General features: G+C 69.1%; 18 protein-coding genes. 8 read left to right on the top strand and 10 right to left on the bottom strand.

Annotated features, from left to right (window positions below; all coding sequences use genetic code 11):
- The first annotated feature begins 141 nt into the window (after positions 1-141).
- On the top strand, positions 142-1203 hold the full coding sequence (locus OK17_RS02140; protein WP_461416538.1) for an alpha/beta hydrolase: 1062 nt from the start codon (positions 142-144) through the stop codon (positions 1201-1203).
- On the top strand, positions 1200-2597 hold the full coding sequence (gene mtr / locus OK17_RS02145) for a mycothione reductase (protein ID WP_461416539.1): 1398 nt from the start codon (positions 1200-1202) through the stop codon (positions 2595-2597). The genes OK17_RS02140 and mtr overlap by 4 nt, the downstream gene beginning before the upstream one ends.
- Positions 2598-2604: 7 nt before the next feature.
- On the opposite strand, the gene OK17_RS02150 is transcribed toward mtr, so the two are convergent.
- Both OK17_RS02150 and OK17_RS02155 read right to left on the bottom strand, forming a co-directional pair.
- The gene (locus OK17_RS02150; RefSeq protein WP_461416611.1) at positions 2605-3408 is read right to left on the bottom strand and encodes an alpha/beta fold hydrolase; all 804 of its coding nucleotides are present in this window, start codon (positions 3406-3408) and stop codon (positions 2605-2607) included.
- A 13-nt stretch (positions 3409-3421) separates the two neighbouring features.
- Entirely contained in the window at positions 3422-5002 is a 1581-nt protein-coding gene (locus OK17_RS02155; protein ID WP_461416540.1) for a cobyric acid synthase, read from the bottom strand.
- Positions 5003-5143: 141 nt separating this feature from the next.
- Between OK17_RS02155 and OK17_RS02160 the strand changes: the two genes are divergently transcribed.
- Positions 5144-7309 carry a protein kinase domain-containing protein gene (locus OK17_RS02160; RefSeq protein ID WP_461416541.1) on the top strand — a complete coding sequence of 722 codons (2166 nt, stop codon included), beginning with the start codon at positions 5144-5146 and terminating at the stop codon, positions 7307-7309.
- Between the two features lie 25 nt (positions 7310-7334).
- Here the strand turns inward: OK17_RS02160 and map are convergent, their stop codons facing one another.
- Positions 7335-8198 carry a type I methionyl aminopeptidase gene (map, locus tag OK17_RS02165; protein ID WP_461416542.1) on the bottom strand — a complete coding sequence of 288 codons (864 nt, stop codon included), beginning with the start codon at positions 8196-8198 and terminating at the stop codon, positions 7335-7337.
- Positions 8199-8342: 144 nt separating this feature from the next.
- Here map and OK17_RS02170 point away from each other — a divergent pair, with 144 nt between their 5' ends.
- From OK17_RS02170 to OK17_RS02180, 3 genes are read left to right on the top strand one after another with little or no spacing between them, the layout of a single operon-like run.
- On the top strand, positions 8343-9350 hold the full coding sequence (locus OK17_RS02170; protein WP_461416612.1) for a heme/hemin ABC transporter substrate-binding protein: 1008 nt from the start codon (positions 8343-8345) through the stop codon (positions 9348-9350).
- Positions 9347-10456, top strand: a complete 1110-nt coding sequence (locus OK17_RS02175; protein WP_461416543.1) for a FecCD family ABC transporter permease — start codon at positions 9347-9349, stop codon at positions 10454-10456. Before OK17_RS02170 ends, OK17_RS02175 begins: the two co-directional genes overlap by 4 nt.
- The gene (locus OK17_RS02180) at positions 10453-11247 is read left to right on the top strand and encodes a heme ABC transporter ATP-binding protein (RefSeq protein ID WP_461416544.1); all 795 of its coding nucleotides are present in this window, start codon (positions 10453-10455) and stop codon (positions 11245-11247) included. Before OK17_RS02175 ends, OK17_RS02180 begins: the two co-directional genes overlap by 4 nt.
- A gap of 6 nt (positions 11248-11253) precedes the next feature.
- Here the strand turns inward: OK17_RS02180 and OK17_RS02185 are convergent, their stop codons facing one another.
- The 6 genes from OK17_RS02185 to puuE form a co-directional block, all read right to left on the bottom strand.
- A complete protein-coding gene (locus OK17_RS02185; protein WP_461416545.1) occupies positions 11254-13086 on the bottom strand; it encodes a penicillin-binding transpeptidase domain-containing protein in 1833 nt (610 codons plus the stop codon).
- An 82-nt stretch (positions 13087-13168) separates the two neighbouring features.
- Positions 13169-14005 carry a GNAT family N-acetyltransferase gene (locus tag OK17_RS02190; RefSeq protein WP_461416546.1) on the bottom strand — a complete coding sequence of 279 codons (837 nt, stop codon included), beginning with the start codon at positions 14003-14005 and terminating at the stop codon, positions 13169-13171.
- A gap of 62 nt (positions 14006-14067) precedes the next feature.
- Positions 14068-15255: a flavodoxin-dependent (E)-4-hydroxy-3-methylbut-2-enyl-diphosphate synthase gene (gene ispG, locus OK17_RS02195; protein ID WP_006866855.1), complete on the bottom strand. Its 1188-nt coding sequence runs from the start codon at positions 15253-15255 to the stop codon at positions 14068-14070.
- Between the two features lie 66 nt (positions 15256-15321).
- Positions 15322-16548, bottom strand: a complete 1227-nt coding sequence (locus OK17_RS02200; protein WP_006866854.1) for a M50 family metallopeptidase — start codon at positions 16546-16548, stop codon at positions 15322-15324.
- 34 nt (positions 16549-16582) lie between these two features.
- A complete protein-coding gene (dxr, locus tag OK17_RS02205; protein WP_461416547.1) occupies positions 16583-17755 on the bottom strand; it encodes a 1-deoxy-D-xylulose-5-phosphate reductoisomerase in 1173 nt (390 codons plus the stop codon).
- Positions 17756-17767: 12 nt separating this feature from the next.
- Entirely contained in the window at positions 17768-18754 is a 987-nt protein-coding gene (gene puuE / locus OK17_RS02210; RefSeq protein WP_461416548.1) for an allantoinase PuuE, read from the bottom strand.
- Between the two features lie 114 nt (positions 18755-18868).
- On the opposite strand from puuE, the gene OK17_RS02215 reads away from it, so the two are divergent.
- Positions 18869-19150, top strand: coding sequence for a DUF2631 domain-containing protein (locus OK17_RS02215; protein WP_005199001.1), 282 nt, complete (start codon positions 18869-18871; stop codon positions 19148-19150).
- An 86-nt stretch (positions 19151-19236) separates the two neighbouring features.
- On the opposite strand, the gene rlmN is transcribed toward OK17_RS02215, so the two are convergent.
- Positions 19237-20343, bottom strand: coding sequence for a dual-specificity RNA methyltransferase RlmN (gene rlmN, locus OK17_RS02220; RefSeq protein WP_461416549.1), 1107 nt, complete (start codon positions 20341-20343; stop codon positions 19237-19239).
- Between the two features lie 30 nt (positions 20344-20373).
- Between rlmN and OK17_RS02225 the strand changes: the two genes are divergently transcribed.
- Positions 20374-20832 (top strand): LapA family protein, encoded by a 459-nt coding sequence (locus OK17_RS02225; RefSeq protein WP_461416550.1) that lies wholly within the window; start codon positions 20374-20376, stop codon positions 20830-20832.
- Positions 20833-20838 lie beyond the last annotated feature (6 nt).

The raw sequence follows: 20838 nt of genomic DNA on the forward strand, positions 1-20838 counted from the left end.
TTCGAGCTCATCAACGATCTTTTCATCGGCCATTGTCCAGCATGGCACGTTCTGTCACAGAATCGACCTGCTCAACTGTGGTATCCGTGACACTTCCGCTGTGCCCCCTGCCCGAGCGGAGGGGTCACTAAGCTGGCTGCTGTGAGCGTATCCGCAGGCACCGGCTGGCAACCCGACCGCTTCCTGGACCATTACCAACTCCGCACCATCCCGCTGGGCGACGATCCGGACGGGGAATCACCCGTCACCGCGACGCTGATCCGGCGCGCCGAGGCGGGCGCGCGCATCGCCGATCCCCGTCCCGTGGCCGGTGCGGTGCTCTATGTGCACGGCTTCACCGACTACTTCTTCCACGAGCCGCTCGCGGATTTCTTCACCGCCCGCGGTTACGCGTTCTACGCGATCGACCTGCGGAAATGCGGACGATCGCGGGAGAGCCACCACACCGCCCACTTCACCACCGACCTCGCCCGGTACGACGAGGAACTCGGCCTCGCGCTCGAGCTGATCGCCGAGGAGGTCGGTGCGGACACCCGCATGATCATCGCCGGGCACTCGACGGGCGGCCTGATCACCGCGCTGTGGCTCGACCGGCTGCGCGAGCAGGACCCGGCCCGGCACGGGCTCGTCGACGGCCTGCTGCTCAACTCCCCGTGGCTGGACCTCCAAGGTGACGCGGTGCTGCGGACGCTGCCGGTGACGATGCTGATCAAGGCGGTGGCCGCGGTGCAACCCGCCCGGGTGATCCCGCAGGAGCTCTCCTCGGCCTACGGCGAGAGCCTCCACGAGAGTGCGCACGGTGAGTGGAGCTACGACCTAGCCCTCAAACCGATGGGGGGCTTCCCGGTCACCTTCGGGTTCCTGAACGCCGTCCGCAACGGGCAGCGGCGGCTGCACCGCGGTATCGATGTCGGCACACCGGCACTCGTGTTGCGTTCGGACAAGACCCATTTCGCGAAGACCTACTCGTCGTCGACCGATCGCGCCGACGTCGTCCTCGACGTCCGTCAGATCGCCCGCTGGAGCGGCTGTCTCGGCGGGCGCGTGTCGACCGTCCCCATCCCCGATGCCCGCCACGACGTATTCCTGTCCGTGCCGCATGCGCGGGAGCATGCGTATCGCGAGGTCGACGACTGGCTCACCCACACCATCCGACCCGCGACCGAATCCTCGGAAACCAGCAGAAAAGAGAGCACCCTATGACCGCCACGCAGGTCGTCGACCTGGCCATCATCGGCTCCGGCAGCGGCAACTCCATCCCCGACGAGCGCTACGTCGAGAAGACGATCGCCATCTTCGAGGAAGGCGTGTATGGCGGCACCTGCCTCAACGTCGGCTGCATCCCGACCAAGATGTTCGTCTACGCGGCGGAGGTCGCCGAGATCGCCACGCAGGGGGCACGTCTCGGGGTGCACGCCAAGGTGGACTCGGTGGACTGGCCCGGCATCGTCGAGCGCGTGTTCGGGCGGATCGACCCGATCTCCGAGGGCGGCAAGGAATATCGCGTCGACCGGTGCGAGAACATAACCGTCTACAGCTCGCACGTCGAGTTCGACGGCCGGGACGACGACGGTCTCTACCGCCTCGTCACCGCCGACGGCGCAACGGTTCTCGCGCGCGAGGTCGTCTTGGCCGCCGGCTCCCGCGCGGTCATCCCGCCGGTCATCGCCGACTCCGGCGTGACGTACTACACCAACAACGACGTGATGCGTCTGCCGGAACTGCCCGAACGGCTCGTCATCGTCGGAAGCGGCTACATCGCAGCCGAATTCGCGCACGTCTTCGGCGCTCTCGGTTCACGCGTGTCGATCATCGCCCGCGGCCCCGCGTTGCTGCGCAAGCAGGATGCCGACATCTCCAACCGCTTCACCGAGGTGGCGAAGGAGAAGTGGGACGTCCACCTCGACACCGGCATCACCGGTGCGGAGGACCTGGCCGACGGCGGCGTCCGCCTGCGGTTCGACGACGGCACGCACCTCGAAGCCGATGTGCTGCTCGTCGCCACCGGCCGGAAACCCAACGGCGACCGCCTCAATCTCTCCTCGGTCGGCATCGAACTCGACGAGGAGGGCCGGGTGCGCTGCGACACCCGCGGCCGCACCGCCGCGCGCGGAGTGTGGACGCTCGGTGACGTCAGCTCGCCATACCAGCTCAAGCACGTCGCCAACCACGAGGAGCGGGTGGTGCAGGCCAACCTGCTCAAGGGTTGGGACGCACCCGATCTCGTGGAGTTCGACCACCGGTTCGTCCCGGCAGCCGTCTTCACGCACCCGCAGATCGCCTCGGTCGGGCTGACCGAGGACGAGGCCCGCGACGCCGGGTACGACATCACCGTCAAGGTCCAGGCCTACGGCGACGTCGCCTACGGCTGGGCGATGGAGGACGCCACCGGCTTCTGCAAGGTGATCGCCGAACGCGGCACCGGCAAGATCCTCGGCACGCACATCATCGGCCCGCAGGCCCCGACCGTGATCCAGCCGGTGATCCAGGCGATGTCCTTCGGGCAGACCGCGCTCGAGGTCGCCCGTGGCCAGTACTGGATCCACCCGGCGATGCCCGAGGTCCTCGAGAACGCGCTGCTCGGGCTGGAGATCTAGCGCAGATCTAGAAGATCGTCGACCGCAGGGCGATCTCGCTGGCCAGTTCGGCGGGAGCGTTCTGCGGGATCCAGTGGTCGACGCCCGCGAGTTCGCAGAACCGGAAGTCGGAGTAGGCGTATCGGCCGCTGCCCTCTGCCTGCTCACGACCGAGCGCGGCGTCGGAGTCACTCCAGACGAGGGTCGTGGGGATCTCCACCGGCGGGCACGCCATGGTGCCCTTGATGTCGCCGACGAAGTTGGCGCGGTACCAGTTCAGAGCGGCCCTGAGTGCGCCCGGTTCGCGCAGCGGGGCGAGTTCCTCGGCGGTGACCCCGGCCGCGCGCAGCTTCGCACCATCGTCGGCGAGAAGTGTCTCCTCGGCGCCGTCGGCGACGAAATCCAGGATGTAGGAGGACCGTTCGCGCTGATCACTCGCAGCGAGCGCATCCCGCATCGCCGACGGGTGGCCGGTGCTCGCGACCACCAGACCGGTGAACCGGTCGGGGTACTTGCCCGCCAGATGCCACGCGACGATGCCGCCCCAGTCGTGTCCGACCAGAATCGCGTACCCGATCTTCAGTTCGTCGAGCACGGCGATCACGTCCGACACCAGGCGGCTGAGGTGATAGTCCTCGACAGCCTCGGGTCGCGCGCCCGGGCTGTAGCCGCGCTGGTTCAGGACCAGCGTCCGCAGGCCCGATTCGTGGAGTCGCGGGAGCACCGCGTCGTAGCAGGAACCGTCCACCGGGAAGCCGTGAAGCAGCAGGACCCACGGGCCCCGATCCGGTCCCCCGATCCGGACGTCGAAGGTGAGGCCGTTGACTGTCACCGGACGCTGATCTTCAGTCATTGGGCCACGATAGCGTCTGCGCCGAACCGGCGTTGAGGTCCACGTGGTGGCGGATGACCGGCGCGGAGGCGGGCGGCCCGTTCTCGATGAGATGCATCACCGCGTCCATGTCGAGGTGCTCGCCGACCAGGTCTGCCATGGTGTCGACCTGACGCCGCCGGATCGCCTCCACCACGGTGTCGCCCGCGACCCGGAAGTCCCGCACACCGGCCTCGGCGGCCACCTCGGTGAGCAGACGACGCCGGAAGGCGTCGTTGGCCAGCAGTCCGTGCCAGTGCGTCCCACGGACCGCACCTCGCACCGCGCCTTCGGGTCCCGCGGCGTCGTCGACGATCCAGGCGTCCTCCCGCGACCCGACGACCCGCCCGTGGTGGATCTCGTAGCCGCTGATCACCTCTCCCCCGCGGCCGGTACCGCTGACCTGCCGCAACGTCTTCTCGGCGGCGAAGCAGATGTCGAGATCGAACACGCCGAGGCCGTCGACGCGGCCGCGGCCGGATTCGATCACGTCGTCGATGGTGCGAGCCATCATCTGGAAACCACCGCAGATGGCTACCACCGGGGCGCCCCGGGCCGCACGGGCGATGACCGCCTCGGCGAGCCCGCGGTCGCGCATCCAGGCGAGGTCGGAGACCGTGGCACGGGTTCCGGGGATGACCACCAGGTCGGCGGCGGCGGCGCTGCCCGGGTCGTCGACCCAGGTCACGTCGACCCCCGGTTCGCAGGCGAGCGCCTCGACGTCGGTGGAATTGGAGATGCGAGGCAACCGGATCGCGGCGACGCGGAGCCGCGCCCCCGGGCCGGCCGGGTCCGTCGGCGGCCCGACCCGCCGGCCCACAGGTGCGGCCAGGGAGTCCTCGGCGTCGAGCCAGAGATCGTCGCAGAACGGCAGGACGCCAAGGGTCGGGCGGCCGGTGATCGCCTCGACCTGTTCCAGCCCGGGTTCGAGGATGGTCGGGTCGCCCCGGAACTTGTTGACGACGTACCCCGCGATCAGCGCCTGGTCGGCGGGATCGAGGATCGCGGTGGTGCCGAACAGCGAGGCCAGCGAGCCACCGCGGTCGATGTCGGTGACCAGCAGAACCGGGAGTCGCGCGGCCTGCGCGAGCCCCATGTTGGCGATGTCGTTGCGACGAAGGTTGATCTCGGCGACCGAGCCCGCCCCCTCGCAGATCACGATGTCGAAGTCGCGGCGGAGCGCGGCGAGCTCCGCGGTGACGACTTCCCTCAGCCGGGACCGCCAGGCCAGGTAGTCCCGGGCGCCGACGTCGCCTGCCGGGCGGCCGCGCAGCACGACATGGGAGCGCCGGTCGCTGCCGGGTTTCAGCAGGACGGGGTTGAACCGCGTGGAGGGTTCGAGTCCGCAGGCGAAGGCCTGCAGGGCCTGGGCGCGGCCGATCTCCCCGCCGTCGAGGGTGACCACCGAGTTGTTGGACATGTTCTGCGCCTTGAACGGCGCGACCCGGAGGCCGTCGCGCGCGAGAGCACGGCACAGGCCTGCGACGACGAGGCTCTTGCCGGCGTCGCTACTGGTTCCGCCCACGAGTAACGCACCACCGAGATCGGCCACCACGACAGCGTAGTGGTGGGGTCGTTCACACGACGCACCACTTGCCTCGCGAATCGCTCCGGCTGGTTACAGTGACGACAACGCCTGCAAGGGCGTGGTCGGGAAGGCCTGTGCGAGCGGGTCGGGACAAGGGGGTCGTCGGGCGTGGAGACAGTGGAACCCGGATCGGTGTTCGCCGGGTATCGCGTGATCTCCCTGCTGGGGCGCGGCGGGATGGGCCAGGTCTGGCTCGTCGAACATCCGACGCTGGGCCGTCGTGAGGCACTGAAGATCATCTCGCCGAATCCGGCCGACCCGAGCTTCCACGAGCGGTTCCGCAACGAGGCCCGGACCGCGGCGGCCCTCGATCACCCGGGCATCGTCACCGTCTTCACCCACGGCGTGGAGAACGGCAGCCCGTGGTTCTCGATGACCTACCTCGACGGCAAGGACCTCACCGGTGCCGGCCCGATGCCCGTCGACGAGGTCGTCACCATCACCGCCCGCGTCGCCGACGCGCTCGACTACGCACATGGTCAGCGGGTCATCCACCGCGACGTCAAGCCGGCGAACATCGTCGTCGCCCGGGGGCCGGACGGCCGCATCACCCGCGTGACGGTTCTCGACTTCGGTATCGCCAGACTGGTCGACGGCACCAAGATGACCGCGACCAACCTGTTCGTCGGCACGCTGGCCTACGCCGCTCCCGAACTCCTCACCGGCGAGGCCGCGATACCAGCCTCGGATCAGTACGCCCTGGGCTGCACCGTCTTCCAGCTGCTCACCGGCCGTCAGCCGTTCCCGGGCAACACCCCGATGGCGCTCATCTCGGGACATGTGAACTCGCCCGTGCCCCGGCCGTCGGACCACGATCCGGCTCTGGCGCATCTCGATCCGGTCTTCGCCCGGGCACTGGCCAAGCAGCCCGGCGACCGGTTCGCATCGTGCACGGAGTTCGCGCGGGCACTCGAGCAGGCGGCGGCCGCGGGCCCGCGTCGCGCGGCGCGCACCACCCCGGCCCCGGCGTTCCCGCCCCGAATCCCGCAGCAGCCCCCTTTCCAGCCGCACACCCCGCCCACCCCGCATCAGCCGCTCGCCCCGGCCCCGGTCTTCGCCGGCGGCTTCCCCCCGCCGCCGCCGAAGAAGAAGCGGACCGGGCTCCTCTGGGGTGTGGGCGCAGGTGCCCTCGTCCTCGTCCTGGCGCTCGTGATCACCGCGATCGTCCTGGTCGGCTCCGACGACGCCCCGGCGACCACGGCCTCAGGGGCCTCGACCTCGACGAGCTCGTCGGCCGGATCGACCAGTGCCACACCGGGTTCGGGCGGCGACTTCGAGTCCATCGCCTCGAGCGGCGACAGCACCTGCGCGGTGCGCGGCGACGAGCTGTTCTGCTGGGGCGGCAACCAGTACGGCACCCTCGGCGACGGTTCGACGACGGACCGGCCGCGCCCGGAGAAGGTGTCCGGCCTCGACGACGTGTCCGCCGTCGACATGGGCGGCCTCGGCAGAACCTGCGCGATCGCCTCGGGTGACCTCTACTGCTGGGGCCAGGGCGCCGGACAGACCGGCCAGAACGTCACGCTGCCGAGCAAGGTGCCCGGCCTGACCGACGTGAGCGCGGTGGCCGTCGGCCTCACCACCTGTGCCGTCAGCTCCGGCGACCTCTACTGCTGGGGCAACAACCTGCACGGACAGACCGGTGCGGGCGCCGACCCCACGATCCCCACACCGACGCGGGTTCCCGGTCTGTCGAACGTCACGGCGGTCTCGACGTCCCACACGACGACCTGTGCCATCGCCTCGGGCTCCGCCTACTGCTGGGGCAACAACGCCGACGGTCAGGTCGGCGACGGCACCACCACCAACCGGTCCACCCCGACCGAAGTCGACCTGGACTCCCCCACCTCGATCAGCACGAGCCTCTACTCGACGTGCGCGGTCGCGAACGGTTCCGGCGGCGCCTCGGGGACCGTGTTCTGCTGGGGCGAGAACGGTTCCGGCCAGCTCGGCGACGGAACCGAGGTCAGCCGACAACGACCGACACCGATCGACGTCCGGGGCGCGACACAGGTCTCCACCACGGGTTACGCCGCTTGCGCCGCGGCGGGCGGTTCGGCCTACTGCTGGGGTTCACGGAGCGCGCTCCCCGACCATGCCCCGGACCGGATCAGCGGGCTGTCGGGCGTCACCGAGGTGACCACCGGTTCGGCCAACGTGTGCGCGGTCGCCGACGCGAAGATGTACTGCTGGGGACTGAACTCCAAGGGACAGCTCGGCAACGGCACCACGACGACGAGCAACGAGCCGCAGCCCGTGCGCTTCCCCGCCTGACCCGCCCAGTGGGCGTGGACGCCGGTCAGGCGTCCGGCAGGGTCAGGATCTCCGCGCCGTCCTCGGTGACCACGAGGGTGTGTTCGAACTGCGCGGTCCATTTTCGATCGGCGGTCACGACGGTCCAACCGTCGTCCCACATCTCCCAGGCGAGGGCACCGAGATTGATCATCGGCTCGATGGTGAACACCATCCCGGGTTCGAGGACGGTGTCGACGTTGGGTTCGTCATAGTGCAGCACGACGAGCCCGTTGTGGAAGGTCTCACCGATGCCGTGCCCGGTGAAGTCGCGGACGACGCTGTAACCGAAGCGGTTCGCATACGACTCGATGACGCGGCCCACGACGTTGAGTTCGCGTCCCGGCTTGACCGCCTTGATCGCCCGTTCGGTGGCGGTACGGGTGCGCTCGACGAGGTCGACGACCTCCTGCTCGACGTCACCGGCGAGGAAGGTCGCGTTGGTGTCGCCGTGGACGCCGTCGATGTAGGCGGTGACGTCGATGTTGACGATGTCGCCGTCGGCGATGACGGTCGAGTCCGGGATGCCGTGGCAGATCACCTCGTTGAGCGAGGTGCAGCAGGACTTCGGGAAGTCCTTGTAGCCCAGCGTCGACGGGTAGGCGCCGTGGTCGACCATGTACTCGTGGGCGATCCGATCGAGTTCATCGGTCGTCACGCCGGGTGCGACGGCCTTGCCGGCCTCGGCGAGCGCATTCGCGGCGATCTTGCCCGCGAGGCGCATCTTCTCGATGGTCTCCGGCGTCTGCACCCAGGGTTCGTGGCCCTCGTTGACGGTGGGTTTCCACGCGTACTCCGGCCGCTCGATGGAGTCGGGGACGGTTCGGATCGGCGTCGGGGTACCGGGGGTCAGGGCACTGCGAACTGGCATGCGAACCACTTTATCCATCCACCCGGGGTGGACCGGTGCGCGGACGGCTGTGGCGCGACAACTAAGCTCGCCCTAAGACTTCCACGCCACTGGGCGTCGGGACCGGATTCGAAGGTGGTGACGGTGGGCGCGTCGATCAGATCGGTGCGGGCCTTGCTGGTGGTGGTCCTGACCGTCGTGACCGCCTCGGCGTGCTTCGTCACCCCGATCGAGCAGGACCGGCACTCCCCCGGCGCGCATCTGCGCACCGGGCCGCAGACGGCCACCCTCGACGGGAACGACGTGACACCCGTCGCAGACGATCCGGGATCGGCGCTGCCGGTCACCGTCGACTCCATCCGCTACGGACCGGTGACCGTGACCGACACCAGCCGGATCATCGCGGTCGACGTCAGCGGCACCCTCGGCAGCATCGTCTTCGCACTCGGTCTGGGTTCACGGGCCGTCGGCCGCGACACCTCGACGGCCTTTCCGTCGGCGATCGGACTCCCGGTGGTGACGAACCGCGGGCACAGTCTCAACGCCGAATCCGTTCTGGCCCTTGCCCCGACGGTTCTGCTGGTCAGCGAGTCGACGGTACCGGTGACCGCGGTGGACCAGATCCGCGACTCCGGCGTCACCGTGGTGGTGTTCCCCGCCACCCGCGACCTCGCGTCCAACAACACGTTGATGCGGTCGGTCGCCAAGACCCTCGGCGTCCCCGAGGCGGGTGAGAAGCTCGTCGAACGCACCGATGCACAGATCGAGGCCGCCCGCGATCTCGTCCCCGACCCCTCCGGCGACCCGACGATGGCCTTCCTCTACATCCGCGGCCGCAACCTCCTGCTCCTCGCGGGCCCCGGTTCGGGCGCCGACGACCTGATCGCCGAACTCGGCGGCCGCGACGCCGGTGAGGCCGCGCAGCTCACCGGTGCGTTCACCGCCATCACCGCCGAGGCGATGATCACGGCCGACCCCGACGTCCTCATCGTCATGACCCAGGGTGCCGACACGGTCGGCGGACCCGACGGAGTTCTGACGCTCCCGGGCATCGCCGACACCGAGGCGGGCCGCAACCGCCGCGTCGTGCAGATGGACGAGAGCAAGATCCTGGCCTTCGGTCCCGACGTCGGACTCGTCCTCTCGGCGCTGGCGAAGGCGATCTACACATGAGCATCCGGACCGCCGAGACCAAGACCGAGACCACGGCACCCGTGACTGCCCGCTCGCACCGGGTGCGCAACACCGTCGTCGTCGCCGTGATGCTTCTCGCGACCGCGACGTTCGCGATCATCTCGGCCGGGATCGGCCAGGTGGAGATCCCGCCGCTGGAGGTGCTCGGCAGCATCGCGCACCATTTCCACCTCGAGATCGGACCGCTGCCCTCGCATCCCAACGGCGAAGGGGCCCTGTGGAATGTCCGGTTCCCGCGCATCGTGCTCGGACTGTTCGTCGGCGCCGCACTCGGCGCCGCGGGGTGCCTCCTGCAGGGCGTCCTCGCCAATCCGCTCGCCGAGCCGAGCATCATCGGGGTGTCCTCCGGGTCGGCCATCGGCGCCTGCCTGGTGATCGTCCTCGCGGGTGGTTCGGCGGGAGCCGGTGGGGCCGCCGGGAACTGGGCGCTGGCCGGAGCGGCCTTCCTCTTCGGCCTCGTCACCGCCGCCGCGGTCTACCTGCTCTCCCTGCGGGACGGATCGTCGTCGGCGATCATGCTGGTGCTGACCGGCATCGCGGTGAACGCCTTCGCCGCGGGCGTCATCGCCTTCCTGACCTTCGTCGCCTCCACCGCGGCCCGCGAGCAGATCGTCTTCTGGCAGCTCGGTTCGCTGGCCGGCCGCACCTGGAGCGAGATCTGGGTGGTGGCACCGCTCGTGGTCGTCGGCGTCGCGGCCTGCGTGCTCCTGGTCCACAAGCTCGACCTGCTCGCCCTCGGTGAGATCCAGGCGGCGTCGCTCGGTGTCAACGTCGAATCCGTTCGACGCCAGGCGATCGTGCTGACCGCGGTCCTCACCGCCGCTGCCGTGGCCTTCGCCGGGATCATCGCCTTCGTCGGTCTGGTGGTCCCGCACGTGATGCGGCTCATCGTCGGCCCCAAGCACTCGATCCTGCTGCCCACCAGCGTGATCGGCGGCGCGCTCGTCATCACCGGCGCCGACCTCGCGGCCCGTACGATGGTCGGCGACGCCGACCTCCCCCTCGGCATGTTCACCGCATTGATCGGCGGGCCGGTCTTCTTCATCCTGCTGCGTCGCAGCCGTCGCGCGGGGGCGGGTTGGTGACCGCCGCCGTGTCCGCGGGCACGCCGGGCATCGCCGCCGAGGACGTCCGGGTCGAACTCGGCGGCCGTGAGGTCGTCCGCGGCGTCTCCCTCGAGGTCCATCCCGGCGAACTGGTGGCGCTGGTCGGCCCGAACGGATGCGGCAAATCGACGCTGCTGTCGGTGCTCTCGGGCACGCGTGGCCCGAAGAGCGGCCGCGTGACCATCGACGGACGGGACGTCGCGACCACCCCGCTGCGCGAGCTCGCACGACACCGCAGCGTGGTCACCCAGCAGAACCGGGTGGACACCCCGTTCACCGTCGCCGAGGTCGTCGCCATGGGGCGCTACCCCTGGATGCGTACCCCCAGGGCAGCCGACTCCCCCGCGGTCATCGCCGACGCCGTCGATCTGTGCGAACTCGCCGACATCATCGACCGCCCCTTCGCCCAGTTGTCCGGCGGTCAACAGGCCCGGGTGTCACTGGCGCGGGCGCTGGCCCAGGACACCCCGGTGATGATGCTCGACGAGCCGACCGCCGCCCTCGACATCCACCACCAGGAGCAGGTCCTGGAGATTCTGCGCATCCACCGCGACGCCGGGAACGCCGTACTGCTGGTCGTGCACGACCTGACCCTCGCGGCGGCCTACGCCGACCGCATCGCGGTGATGAAACACGGTGAGCTGCTCGCCATCGGTTCGACCGACGAGGTGATGACGGCCGAACTGCTGAGCCGCACCTACGACCATCCGGTCGAGGTCATCGACCACGGCGGGCGCCGGGTGATCCTGCCCGAACGCTCGTCCCGTTGATCGAGCTCAGCGGACCGCGTACCCCGGGCCCAGCCCGTCGAAGAAGTCGCGGGTGACGGCGACCGCGTTGTTCGAGTCGCCGCCGCGGACGACGAGCGTGGCGAAGGCGATGTCGCCGCGGTAACCGGCGAACCAGGCGTGCGATCCGCCGGCGAACTCGGCCTCACCGGTCTTGCCGAACACCGCTCCGCGACCGTCGATGACCGACGCGGTACCGCTGGTGATCACGGCACGCATCATCGGCCGCAGTTGCTGGTAGACCTCCGGCGGCATCGTCGGGGTCGGCCCCTCGATCTCGGTCGGTTTGTCCAGGATCAGTTGCGGCACGGGAGCTTTGGAGCCGTTGGCGACGGTCGCGGCGACGAGCGCCAGGCCGAGGGGCGAGACGAGCACCTTGCCCTGTCCGAAACCGTCCTCACTGCGTGCGACCAGTTCGTTCTCGATCGGCACCGAGCCGGACACCGCGTCGAGGCCGGCGATCGAGTACCGCTGACCGATCCCCATCGCCGCGGCGGTGTGGGCGAGGTCCGAGGGCCCCATCTGGCTGGCGAGTTTGGCGAACGTGGTGTTGCAGGATGCGGCGAACGCCTGCAGCATCGACACCGTGCCGAGCGAGAAGCCGTTGTAGTTCGGGATCAGTCGCGGACCGATCTGGATTTCTCCCGGGCAGCCGACGGTGGTGTCGGGTCCGGCCATCTTGCGGTTGATGGCGGCTGCCGCCGTGACCATCTTGAACGTCGAGCCGGGCGGGTACAGGCCGGTCGTCGCGATCGGGCCCTGCCGGTCGGCGTTGGGGTTCTGCGCGACGGCGAGGATTCGGCCGGTGGACGGCTGCACGACGACCATCGCGACCTGGAACCTGTTGGCGGCGTTGACCGCTCGCTGAGCGGCGTTCTGCACGGTCCGCGACAGGCTGAGCGACACGGCGGGCGACGGGTCGGCGTCGTGGTCGGCGAGCACGTCGGCGTCGAGTCCGTTGGGGTTCACCGAGACCACCCGCCATCCGGCCCGTCCGGCGACCTCTCCGTCGACGACCTTCTTGACCTCGGTCAGCAGCGCCGGCGCGAACTTCGGATCCTTGGGGACCAACTCGGCTTGTTCGTTGGTGACGACGCCGGGGATCGCGAGCTGGTCGCGCAGCCGGTCGAACTGGGCGTGGGTGAGGCGGGCCAGCGGATACTGCTGACCGTTCGACGTGACCTGTTCGGTGATCAGCTGCTCGTCGAGGTCGCGATTGAAGGGACGCAGCACCGCGACCGCGCTCGTCACCGAGGATGCGACCGAGGCCCCCTGTTCGGTGGCCTTCTCCGGGTCGAAGTTCACGCCGACCACGGTGCCGTTGACCATGACCTCCGAACCGTCGGCCTCGTTCACCGTCGCCCGGGGCGCCTCGATGATCTGCAACGAGAGGCGTTGATCCGCGCCGAGTTTCGGATGGACCGCGGTCGACGCCCAGCGCACCGCCCAGCCGGCGTCGGATCGACCCAGGTGCAGCGTGGCGTCGTACGACCAGTCACGACCGCGCGGGAGCGCCCACGTGTAGTCGACCTCCACCTCGGCGGTGTCGCCGGTGACACGAACCCGACCGGCCTTGGCCTCGAGTTCCTCGGCGGCGAGTCCCGACCACGCCGACTCCATCGCCGAACGGGACGTCTGCGGCACATCGGTGAGGGCGGCCGCGGCGTCGAGTTCCTGCTGGGAGTACGCCTCGAGGAAGCGTTCCGCGGCGCGGCGCGGGCCGTCGTCCTCCGCGGACGAACAGGCGGCGGTCGCACTGATCACGACAGCACAGACCGCGACCATCACCGCCGGGGTCCATCGAGTTCGCATGCGCCACATCGCGGTCGAGTCTATGGCTGCGGGGCGCCGATACCGGGTAGGCACGCGGGAGGTCGCGGTGTGACCTGGGACCGGGTGCCTTTCAGTCGACGAGGACGGTCGCGAAGGTGCCGACCTCGGTGAACCCGATCCGGTCGTAGACCGCACGGGCGGTCTCGTTGAAGCTGTTGACGTACAGGCTCGGGAGTCGTCCGTGGGTCGCGATCGCCTCGGCGACCGCCGCGGTGCCACCCAGGCCCAGGCCCTCACCGCGCCGGTCCGGAGACACCCACACGCCCTGGATCTGACCTACCCGCCGCGACAGCGACCCGATCTCCGCCTTGAACACGACGTCGGGACCGTCGAAGCGCGCGAAGACTCGTTGCGCGGAGATCAGCGACGCCAGCCGCCTGCGGTAGGAACGTCCGCCGTCGCCCGCGGTCGGGTCGACGCCGACCTCGCCGATGAACATGTCGATCGCGGCCGGCATGTAGGCGTCGAGGTCGTCGAGGGTGACCTGCCGCACGGCCGGATCCGACGGGACTGCCGGGCACCCGGACAGGACGAGCAGCGGCTGGACCGGGCGCACCTCCCTCGCCGGACCCCACACGGGTTCGATCTGCTGCCACATCGGCAACACCAGGTCGGCGCGGCCGACGATCGACGAGCAGGCGCGGGGTGCGGCGACAGCACGGTCGGAGAAGTAGTCGAGGTCGTCGGCGGACCCGATCAGCGGGATCAGGTTGGCACCGGAGAAACACAGCGACGTCGACGGGTCCTGTGCGGTCCAGAGTTCACCGCCGAGCAGACGCGGATTGATGCCGTGGGTCTCGAACCTCGCCGCGACCATGCACATCGCCACCGGATCGGACATGAGCACGCGTTCGACGGCAGCCGCATCACGCGCGCCGAGCGGTTTGTCGCCCAGTAGCTTCAGCACCACCGCTCCTCACTTCCCCACGGGAACCCACGACAGCGCCCGATCGGCTCGAGTCGTGGAGCCTAGGAGACGGTGACCACGGGCGAACCGACGTGCGTGCCGTCTCCAGTTTCCCCTGATTCCTCGGCAATCCGCAGCGCTTCTTCGATCAATGTCTCCACGATCTGCGCTTCCGGCACGGTCTTGATGACCTCACCCTTGACGAAGATCTGTCCCTTGCCGTTTCCGGAGGCGACACCGAGGTCGGCCTCGCGGGCCTCACCCGGTCCGTTGACCACGCAACCCATGACGGCGACGCGCAGCGGGACCTCCATGCCCTCGAGGCCCGCGGTCACCTCGTCGGCCAGCTTGTAGACGTCGACCTGGGCGCGGCCACACGACGGGCACGACACGATCTCGAGCTTGCGGGGACGCAGGTTGAGCGACTGCAGGATCTGGTCGCCGACCTTGATCTCCTCGGCCGGCGGCGCCGACAGCGACACGCGGATGGTGTCGCCGATGCCCTCGCTCAGCAGTGCGCCGAACGCGACGGCCGACTTGATTGTGCCCTGGAATGCCGGACCGGCCTCGGTGACGCCGAGGTGCAGCGGGTAGTCGCACTGGGCGGCCAGCTGGCGGTAGGCCTCGACCATGATCACCGGGTCGTTGTGCTTGACCGAGATCTTGATGTCGCCGAAGCCGTGCTCCTCGAAGAGGCCCGCCTCCCAGAGCGCCGACTCGACGAGCGCCTCGGGCGTCGCCTTGCCGTACTTCTGCAGGATGCGCTTGTCGAGCGAGCCCGCGTTCACGCCGATGCGGATCGGGATGCCCGCGTCACCGGCGGCCTTGGCGACCTCTTTGACGCGGCCGTCGAATTCCTTGATGTTGCCCGGGTTCACGCGCACCGCGGCACACCCGGCGTCGATCGCGGCGAAGATGTACTTCGGCTGGAAGTGGATGTCGGCGATGACCGGGATCTTGGACTTCTTGGCGATGATCGGGAGCGCCTCGGCGTCCTCGGGTCGCGGGCACGCCACGCGCACGATGTCGCAGCCCGACGCGGTGAGCTCCGCGATCTGTTGCAGGGTCGCGTTGATGTCGTGGGTCTTGGTGGTCGTCATCGACTGCACCGAGATGGGGTGGTCGCTGCCGACGCCGACCGAGCCGACGAACAGCTGCCGGGTCTTGCGGCGCGGGGCCAGCACCGGCGGGGGTCCGGCCGGCATGCCGAGTCCGATCGGCACGGCGTTGGCAGGAGTCGGGGCGTTCATCTCATTCACCTCTGTGATTCGGGTGTGGGTCTTGTCGGGCGTCTTGGGGTGATTCGTTGTGGGAGGTCACCACGGATTGATCGGGTTGATGATGTCGGCAGTGAGGGTGAGCACCATGAAACCGGCCATCACCACCACCGCGGCGTAGGTGATCGGGAGCAGCTTGTAGTAGTCCACGGCGGCGCCGGGGGCCCGGCCGAACCAGCGGCGGACGGTGTCGCGGCCCTTCTCGTAGCCGACGATCGCCATGTGTCCGCCGTCGAGCGGCAGCAGCGGGACCAGGTTGAACAGGCCGAGGAAGAAGTTGATGCTGATCAGCAACATCCAGAACATGTCCCACAGGCCGCGTTCGACCGCCTGGCCGCCGAGCACCGACGCGCCGTAGACGCTGACCGGGGTGTCGAGCGCGCGCTCTCCGCCGGTCACCGCGGTCCACAGCGCACCGATCTTGGTGGGCAGCGACAGCAGCGCGTTCCAGGTCTCCTTGATCAGGTCGCCGGTGAAGACGAAGGCGCCCGGGATCACATCGAAGCCGCTGAAGTCCTTGATCGCCGGCGGGGCGTCGTAGGCGATGCCGACCATGTTGTACGACACCGACTCGGTGGTGCCGTCGGAGCGCTTGGCGGTGACGGTGACCGGCTCGGGGGTCATCGTCAGGTCGAGGCGTTCACCGGCGCGGTCGACGGTGAGGACGACCGGGCCCGTGGACTCGCGGATCACCGGGGTCAGGTCCGCGGCCTTGCCGACGGGCGTCCCGTTGATGGCCACGATCTCGTCGCCCGGGCGCAGGCCCGCGGCGGCCGCGGGTCCGCCGCCGGTGCAGGGCGAGTTGGTCTGTTCGCCGTCGGCGATGGTGATCGTCGACGACACGCACTGGGTTTCGGCCACCTTCGCCGGGGTCGGCGGCGGGCTGAGGTCGGGCAGTCCGAAGGTGAGGCCGACGATGATGATCAGCACGAAGCCGAGGATGAAGTTCTGCGCGGGACCGGCGAACAGCACGACGAGCCGTTTCCAGGCCTTCTGCTTGTACATCGCCCGGTCCTGCTCGTCGGCGGTGAGCTCCTCGTGCGGGGTCATGCCCGCGATGTCGCAGAAGCCGCCGAGCGGGATCGCCTTGAGTCCGTACTCGGTCTCGCCGCGGCGCGTCGACCAGATCGTCGGCCCGAAGCCGACGAAGTAGCGACGCACCTTCATGCCGGTTGCCTGTGCGGCCCACATGTGACCGCACTCGTGCCAGGCGACCGACAGCAACAGTGCCACCGCGAAGAGCGTGACACCGATCGCGAAACTCACGTACTCACTCCATCCAGATCACGATGCACACCGATCACGACGAGGCGACGACCAGCTGCGCGGCGCGCTCCCGGGCCCACCGATCGGCGGCGAAGACCTCCTCCACAGTACCTGGCTCGACACGCCACTGATCCGCCTCGCCGAGCACCTCGCCGATGATCTCGACGATCCGCGGAAAACGGATCGCACCTGCGAAGAAGCCGTCGGCGGCCGCCTCGTTGGCGGCGTTGTACACCGCGGTGAGACTCCCGCCACCCCGTCCCGCCGCCCGGGCGAGCTCGATCGCCGGGAAGACCTTGTCGTCGACGGGCTCGAACGTCCACGACGAGGCGGTGGAGAAGTCGCATGCGGTGGACGAGCCGGGGACGCGATCCGGCCAGCCCAGCGCCAGCGCGATGGGGAGTTTCATCGACGGCGGCGACGCCTTGGCGACGGTCGCGCCGTCGACGAAGGTCACCATCGAGTGCACGATCGACTGCGGATGGACGGTGACGTCGATGTGGTCGTAGTCGACGTCGAAGAGCAGATGCGCCTCGATGACCTCGAGGGCCTTGTTGACCAGGGTCGCCGAGTTGAGGGTGATCATGGGGCCCATCGACCAGGTGGGATGCTTGCCGGCTTGCTCGGGGGTGACGTCTTGCAGCTGTTCGGCCGACCAGCCGCGGAACGGCCCGCCCGACGCGGTGAGGACCAGTCGGTCGACCTCTGCGGAGGTTCCGGCGCGCAGGCACTGCGCGATCGCGGAATGCTCGGAGTCCACCGGGACGATCTGGCCGGGGGCCGCCGCGTCGAGCACCAGCGATCCGCCGGCGACGAGGGATTCCTTGTTCGCCAGCGCCAACCGCGCCCCGACATGCAGCGCCGCAAGGCTCGGGGCGAGCCCGATCGATCCGACGACCGCGTTGAGGACCACGTCGACACCGTTGTCGGCGGCGACCCCGTCGATCAGGTCGCACATGGCGTCGGCGCCACCGAGGATCGGTGTTCCGAGTCGTTCGGCGAGTGCGGCGGCACGCGCCTCGTCGGCGACGGCCAGCCGGGATGCCGGAACGCCGAAGGCGGCGGCCTGTTCGGCCAGCCGGTCGAGGTTCCCGCCGCCCGCACCGAGACCGGCGACTTCGAAGCGGTCGGGATGTTCGGCGATCACCTCGAGCGCCTGAACGCCGATGGAGCCGGTCGAACCGAGGATCAACACACGTGTGGGCACGGATCCATTGTGTCAGCCGGCCGGATGCACCTTCCGCCAGTGCTCCGCGATCTCGATACGGCGGGTGATCCACACGTCGTCGTGGGACTGGATGTGATCGAGGAACCGCTCGAGGGCCGCCAGCCGGGCCGGCCGTCCCACCAGCCGGCAGTGCAGTCCGACGGACAGCATCTTCGGCGCCCCCTCGACGCCCTCGCGGTAGAGCACGTCGAAGGCGTCGCGCAGGTGCGCGAAGAACTGCTCCCCCGACGGGAACCCGCCGGGAGACGAGAACTTCATGTCGTTGGTGTCGAGTGTGTAGGGCACCACGAGGTGGTCGACGACCTCGTCGCCGTGCGGGACCTTCACCCAGTACGGCAGGTCGTCGGCGTAACTGTCGGAGTCGTAGGTGAATCCGCCCTGTTCGACGACGAGGCGGCGGGTGTTGGGTGAGTCCCGACCGGTGTACCAGCCGCGCGGTCGTTCGCCGGTGATCTCGGTGAGCAGTTCGATGCCGGCCCGCATGTGCTCGCGTTCGACCTCCGGGTCGATCAGCTGGTAGTTGAGCCACCGGTACCCGTGGCAGGCGATCTCGTGACCGCGTTCGACGAAGGCCGCCGCCACCTCGGGGTTGCGGGCCATCGCCTGGGAGACCGCGAAGATCGTCAGAGGCAGTCCGCGGCGATCGAAGGCGCGCAGGACCCGCCACACCCCGGCCCGCGAGCCGTACTCGTACATGCTCTCCATGCTCATGTGCCGGTTCGGGAACGACTGTGCGCCGACCATCTCCGACAGGAAGGTCTCACTGCCGCGGTCGTTCTCGAGCACGTTGTTCTCGCCGCCCTCCTCGTAGTTGAGGACGAACTGGACGGCGATCTTGGCGTCACCGGGCCACTGCGGATTCGGCGGCGTGGCACCGTATCCGACCATGTCGCGGGGGTAGGCCTCGGCACGGTGGTCGGCCAGGGAACGGCCCGCACTCGGACCGGCGCGGAACTCGGACGAAGACATGTGCCGCATTCTGTCACCGAATCACCCACCGGGCTCGGTCGTCGAGATCACTGTGCCGCTATGCTGATCGAGAACTACTACCGTTCGTCAGACTTCTGACGACCCGCGCTGTGAGGAGTGGCTGTGGCAAGCACCGATGTGGAGCACACTGGCGGACACGCCGACGTCATCGACACCGGCTGGCGTCGTGAGCCCGCCGATGCACCGTCGGCTCGTTTCGGCTGGTTCGGATCGGCGACGAAGACCTTCTACGGTGCCGCCATCTTCTTCGCGGCCTTCCTGCTGCTCATGATGATCGGTAACCACACCGGTCACGTCGAAGATCTCTGGCTCATCGCCTTCGCGGTCGGCGTCCTGTACTTCGCGGTCCGCGGCTGGTGGATGAACCGCGGCAAGTGGTCCTGATCCACCACTGACCAGACATCCGAAGAACCCAGATATTCGAAAAACGCTGAACGGCTTGGCCGTTCAGCGTTTTCGTGTGTGCGCCTCTAGCGTTCTTCGGCGGCGAGCTGGCCGCAGGCCGCGGCGATCTCCTGGCCGCGGGTGTCGCGCACGGTGCAGGACACACCCTGCTCGCGGACGCGGCGCACGAACTCCCGTTCCACCGGCTTGGGACTGGCATCCCACTCCGAGCCGGGTGTCGGGTTGAGCGGGATGAGGTTGACGTGCACGAGGGACCCGAGGGCCCTGTGCAGCTTCTGACCCAGCATGTCGGCCCGCCAGGGCTGGTCGTTGACGTCGCGGATCAGGGCGTACTCGATGGAGACGCGGCGTCCGGTGGTGTCGGCGTAGTAGCGCGCGGCCTCGAGGACCTCGGCCACCGACCAGCGGTTGTTGACGGGCACGAGGGTGTCGCGCAGTTCGTCGTCAGGGGTGTGCAGGGACACCGCGAGCGTGACGGCGAGGCCCTCGTCGGCGAGGCGCCGGATCGCCGGGGCGAGACCGACGGTCGAGACGGTCACCGATCGCGCCGAGATCCCCAGGCCGTCGGGGGCCGGTGAGGTGATCTGACGGACGGCGCTGACGACGCGCTTGTAGTTGGCGAGCGGTTCTCCCATGCCCATGAACACGACGTTCGAGAGGCGTCCCGGCTCGCCGAGTTCACCGTCGCGCAGGGCGCGCGCAGCGGCCCGCACCTGATCGACGATCTCGGCGGTCGACAGGTTGCGGTCGAGGCCGCCCTGTCCGGTCGCGCAGAACGGGCAGGCCATGCCGCAGCCGGCCTGGCTGGAGATGCAGAGCGTGTTGCGCTCGGTGTAGCGCATGAGCACGCTCTCGAGGAGGGTGCCGTCGTGCAGGCGCCAGAGGGTCTTGCGAGTCGAGTCGTCGTCGCACGAGATGTGCCGGACCGGCGTGAGGAGTCGCGGGAAGAGCTTCTCGCGCACGGCGTCGCGGGAGGCCGCGGGCAGATCGGTCATCTCCTCGACGTCGCCGTTGAGGCGCGCGTAGTACTGACGGGCCAGCTGATTGGCCCGGAACTTCGGGAGACCCAATTCGGCCAGCGCCGCGACGCGGCCGGCGGCGTCGAGGTCGGCGAAGTGCGTCGGCGGCAGCCCGCGTTTGGGCGCGTCGAACACCAGCGGTAATGAGGTCATTGGGCCATTGTCGCATGTCATGATGAACCCATGACCACACCCGATCGCCGACGAACCGGGAATCCGGTCCCCCAGTGGGGTTCGCAGGGCGAGCCCCACCCTGCTCACGACACCGTGCCCGTCCCCGAGCCCGTCCCCGAGCCCGTCCCCGGGTCCACACCTGTGACCCCGGTGCCCGCCGGCGACGATCACGACGCCGTGCTGGCCGAGCGCGACCGTCTGCGCCAGACCGTCGCCGACGTCGAACACACCCGCACACGCGCGACCTGGTTCGGCGTCGTCATCGGCGCGATCATCCTGGTCCTGCTGCTGGTGTTCATCGTGCAGAACCTGGAGAGTCAGCGGATCGAACTGATCTTCTGGGAGGTCAACCTCCCGCTCGGAGTCAGCCTGCTGATCGCCGCGATCGCGGGTGCGCTGATCGTCGCCCTCGTCGGCGGCCTGCGCATGTTGCAGCTACGTCGGGCCCTGAAGAAAGCCGCTGGGTAGGTCGGT

It is taken from the genome of Gordonia sp. GN26 (assembly GCF_054823965.1).

Bases quoted from the DNA above. Each gene is read 5' to 3' on its own strand.
- mtr (WP_461416539.1), top strand. From the start codon at position 1,200: ATGACCGCCACGCAGGTCGTCGACCTGGCCATCATCGGCTCCGGCAGC.
- map (WP_461416542.1), bottom strand. From the start codon at position 8,198: ATGCCAGTTCGCAGTGCCCTGACCCCCGGTACCCCGACGCCGATCCGA.
- OK17_RS02175 (WP_461416543.1), top strand. From the start codon at position 9,347: ATGAGCATCCGGACCGCCGAGACCAAGACCGAGACCACGGCACCCGTG.
- OK17_RS02185 (WP_461416545.1), bottom strand. From the start codon at position 13,086: ATGTGGCGCATGCGAACTCGATGGACCCCGGCGGTGATGGTCGCGGTC.
- ispG (WP_006866855.1), bottom strand. From the start codon at position 15,255: ATGAACGCCCCGACTCCTGCCAACGCCGTGCCGATCGGACTCGGCATG.
- puuE (WP_461416548.1), bottom strand. From the start codon at position 18,754: ATGCGGCACATGTCTTCGTCCGAGTTCCGCGCCGGTCCGAGTGCGGGC.
- rlmN (WP_461416549.1), bottom strand. From the start codon at position 20,343: ATGACCTCATTACCGCTGGTGTTCGACGCGCCCAAACGCGGGCTGCCG.
- OK17_RS02225 (WP_461416550.1), top strand. From the start codon at position 20,374: ATGACCACACCCGATCGCCGACGAACCGGGAATCCGGTCCCCCAGTGG.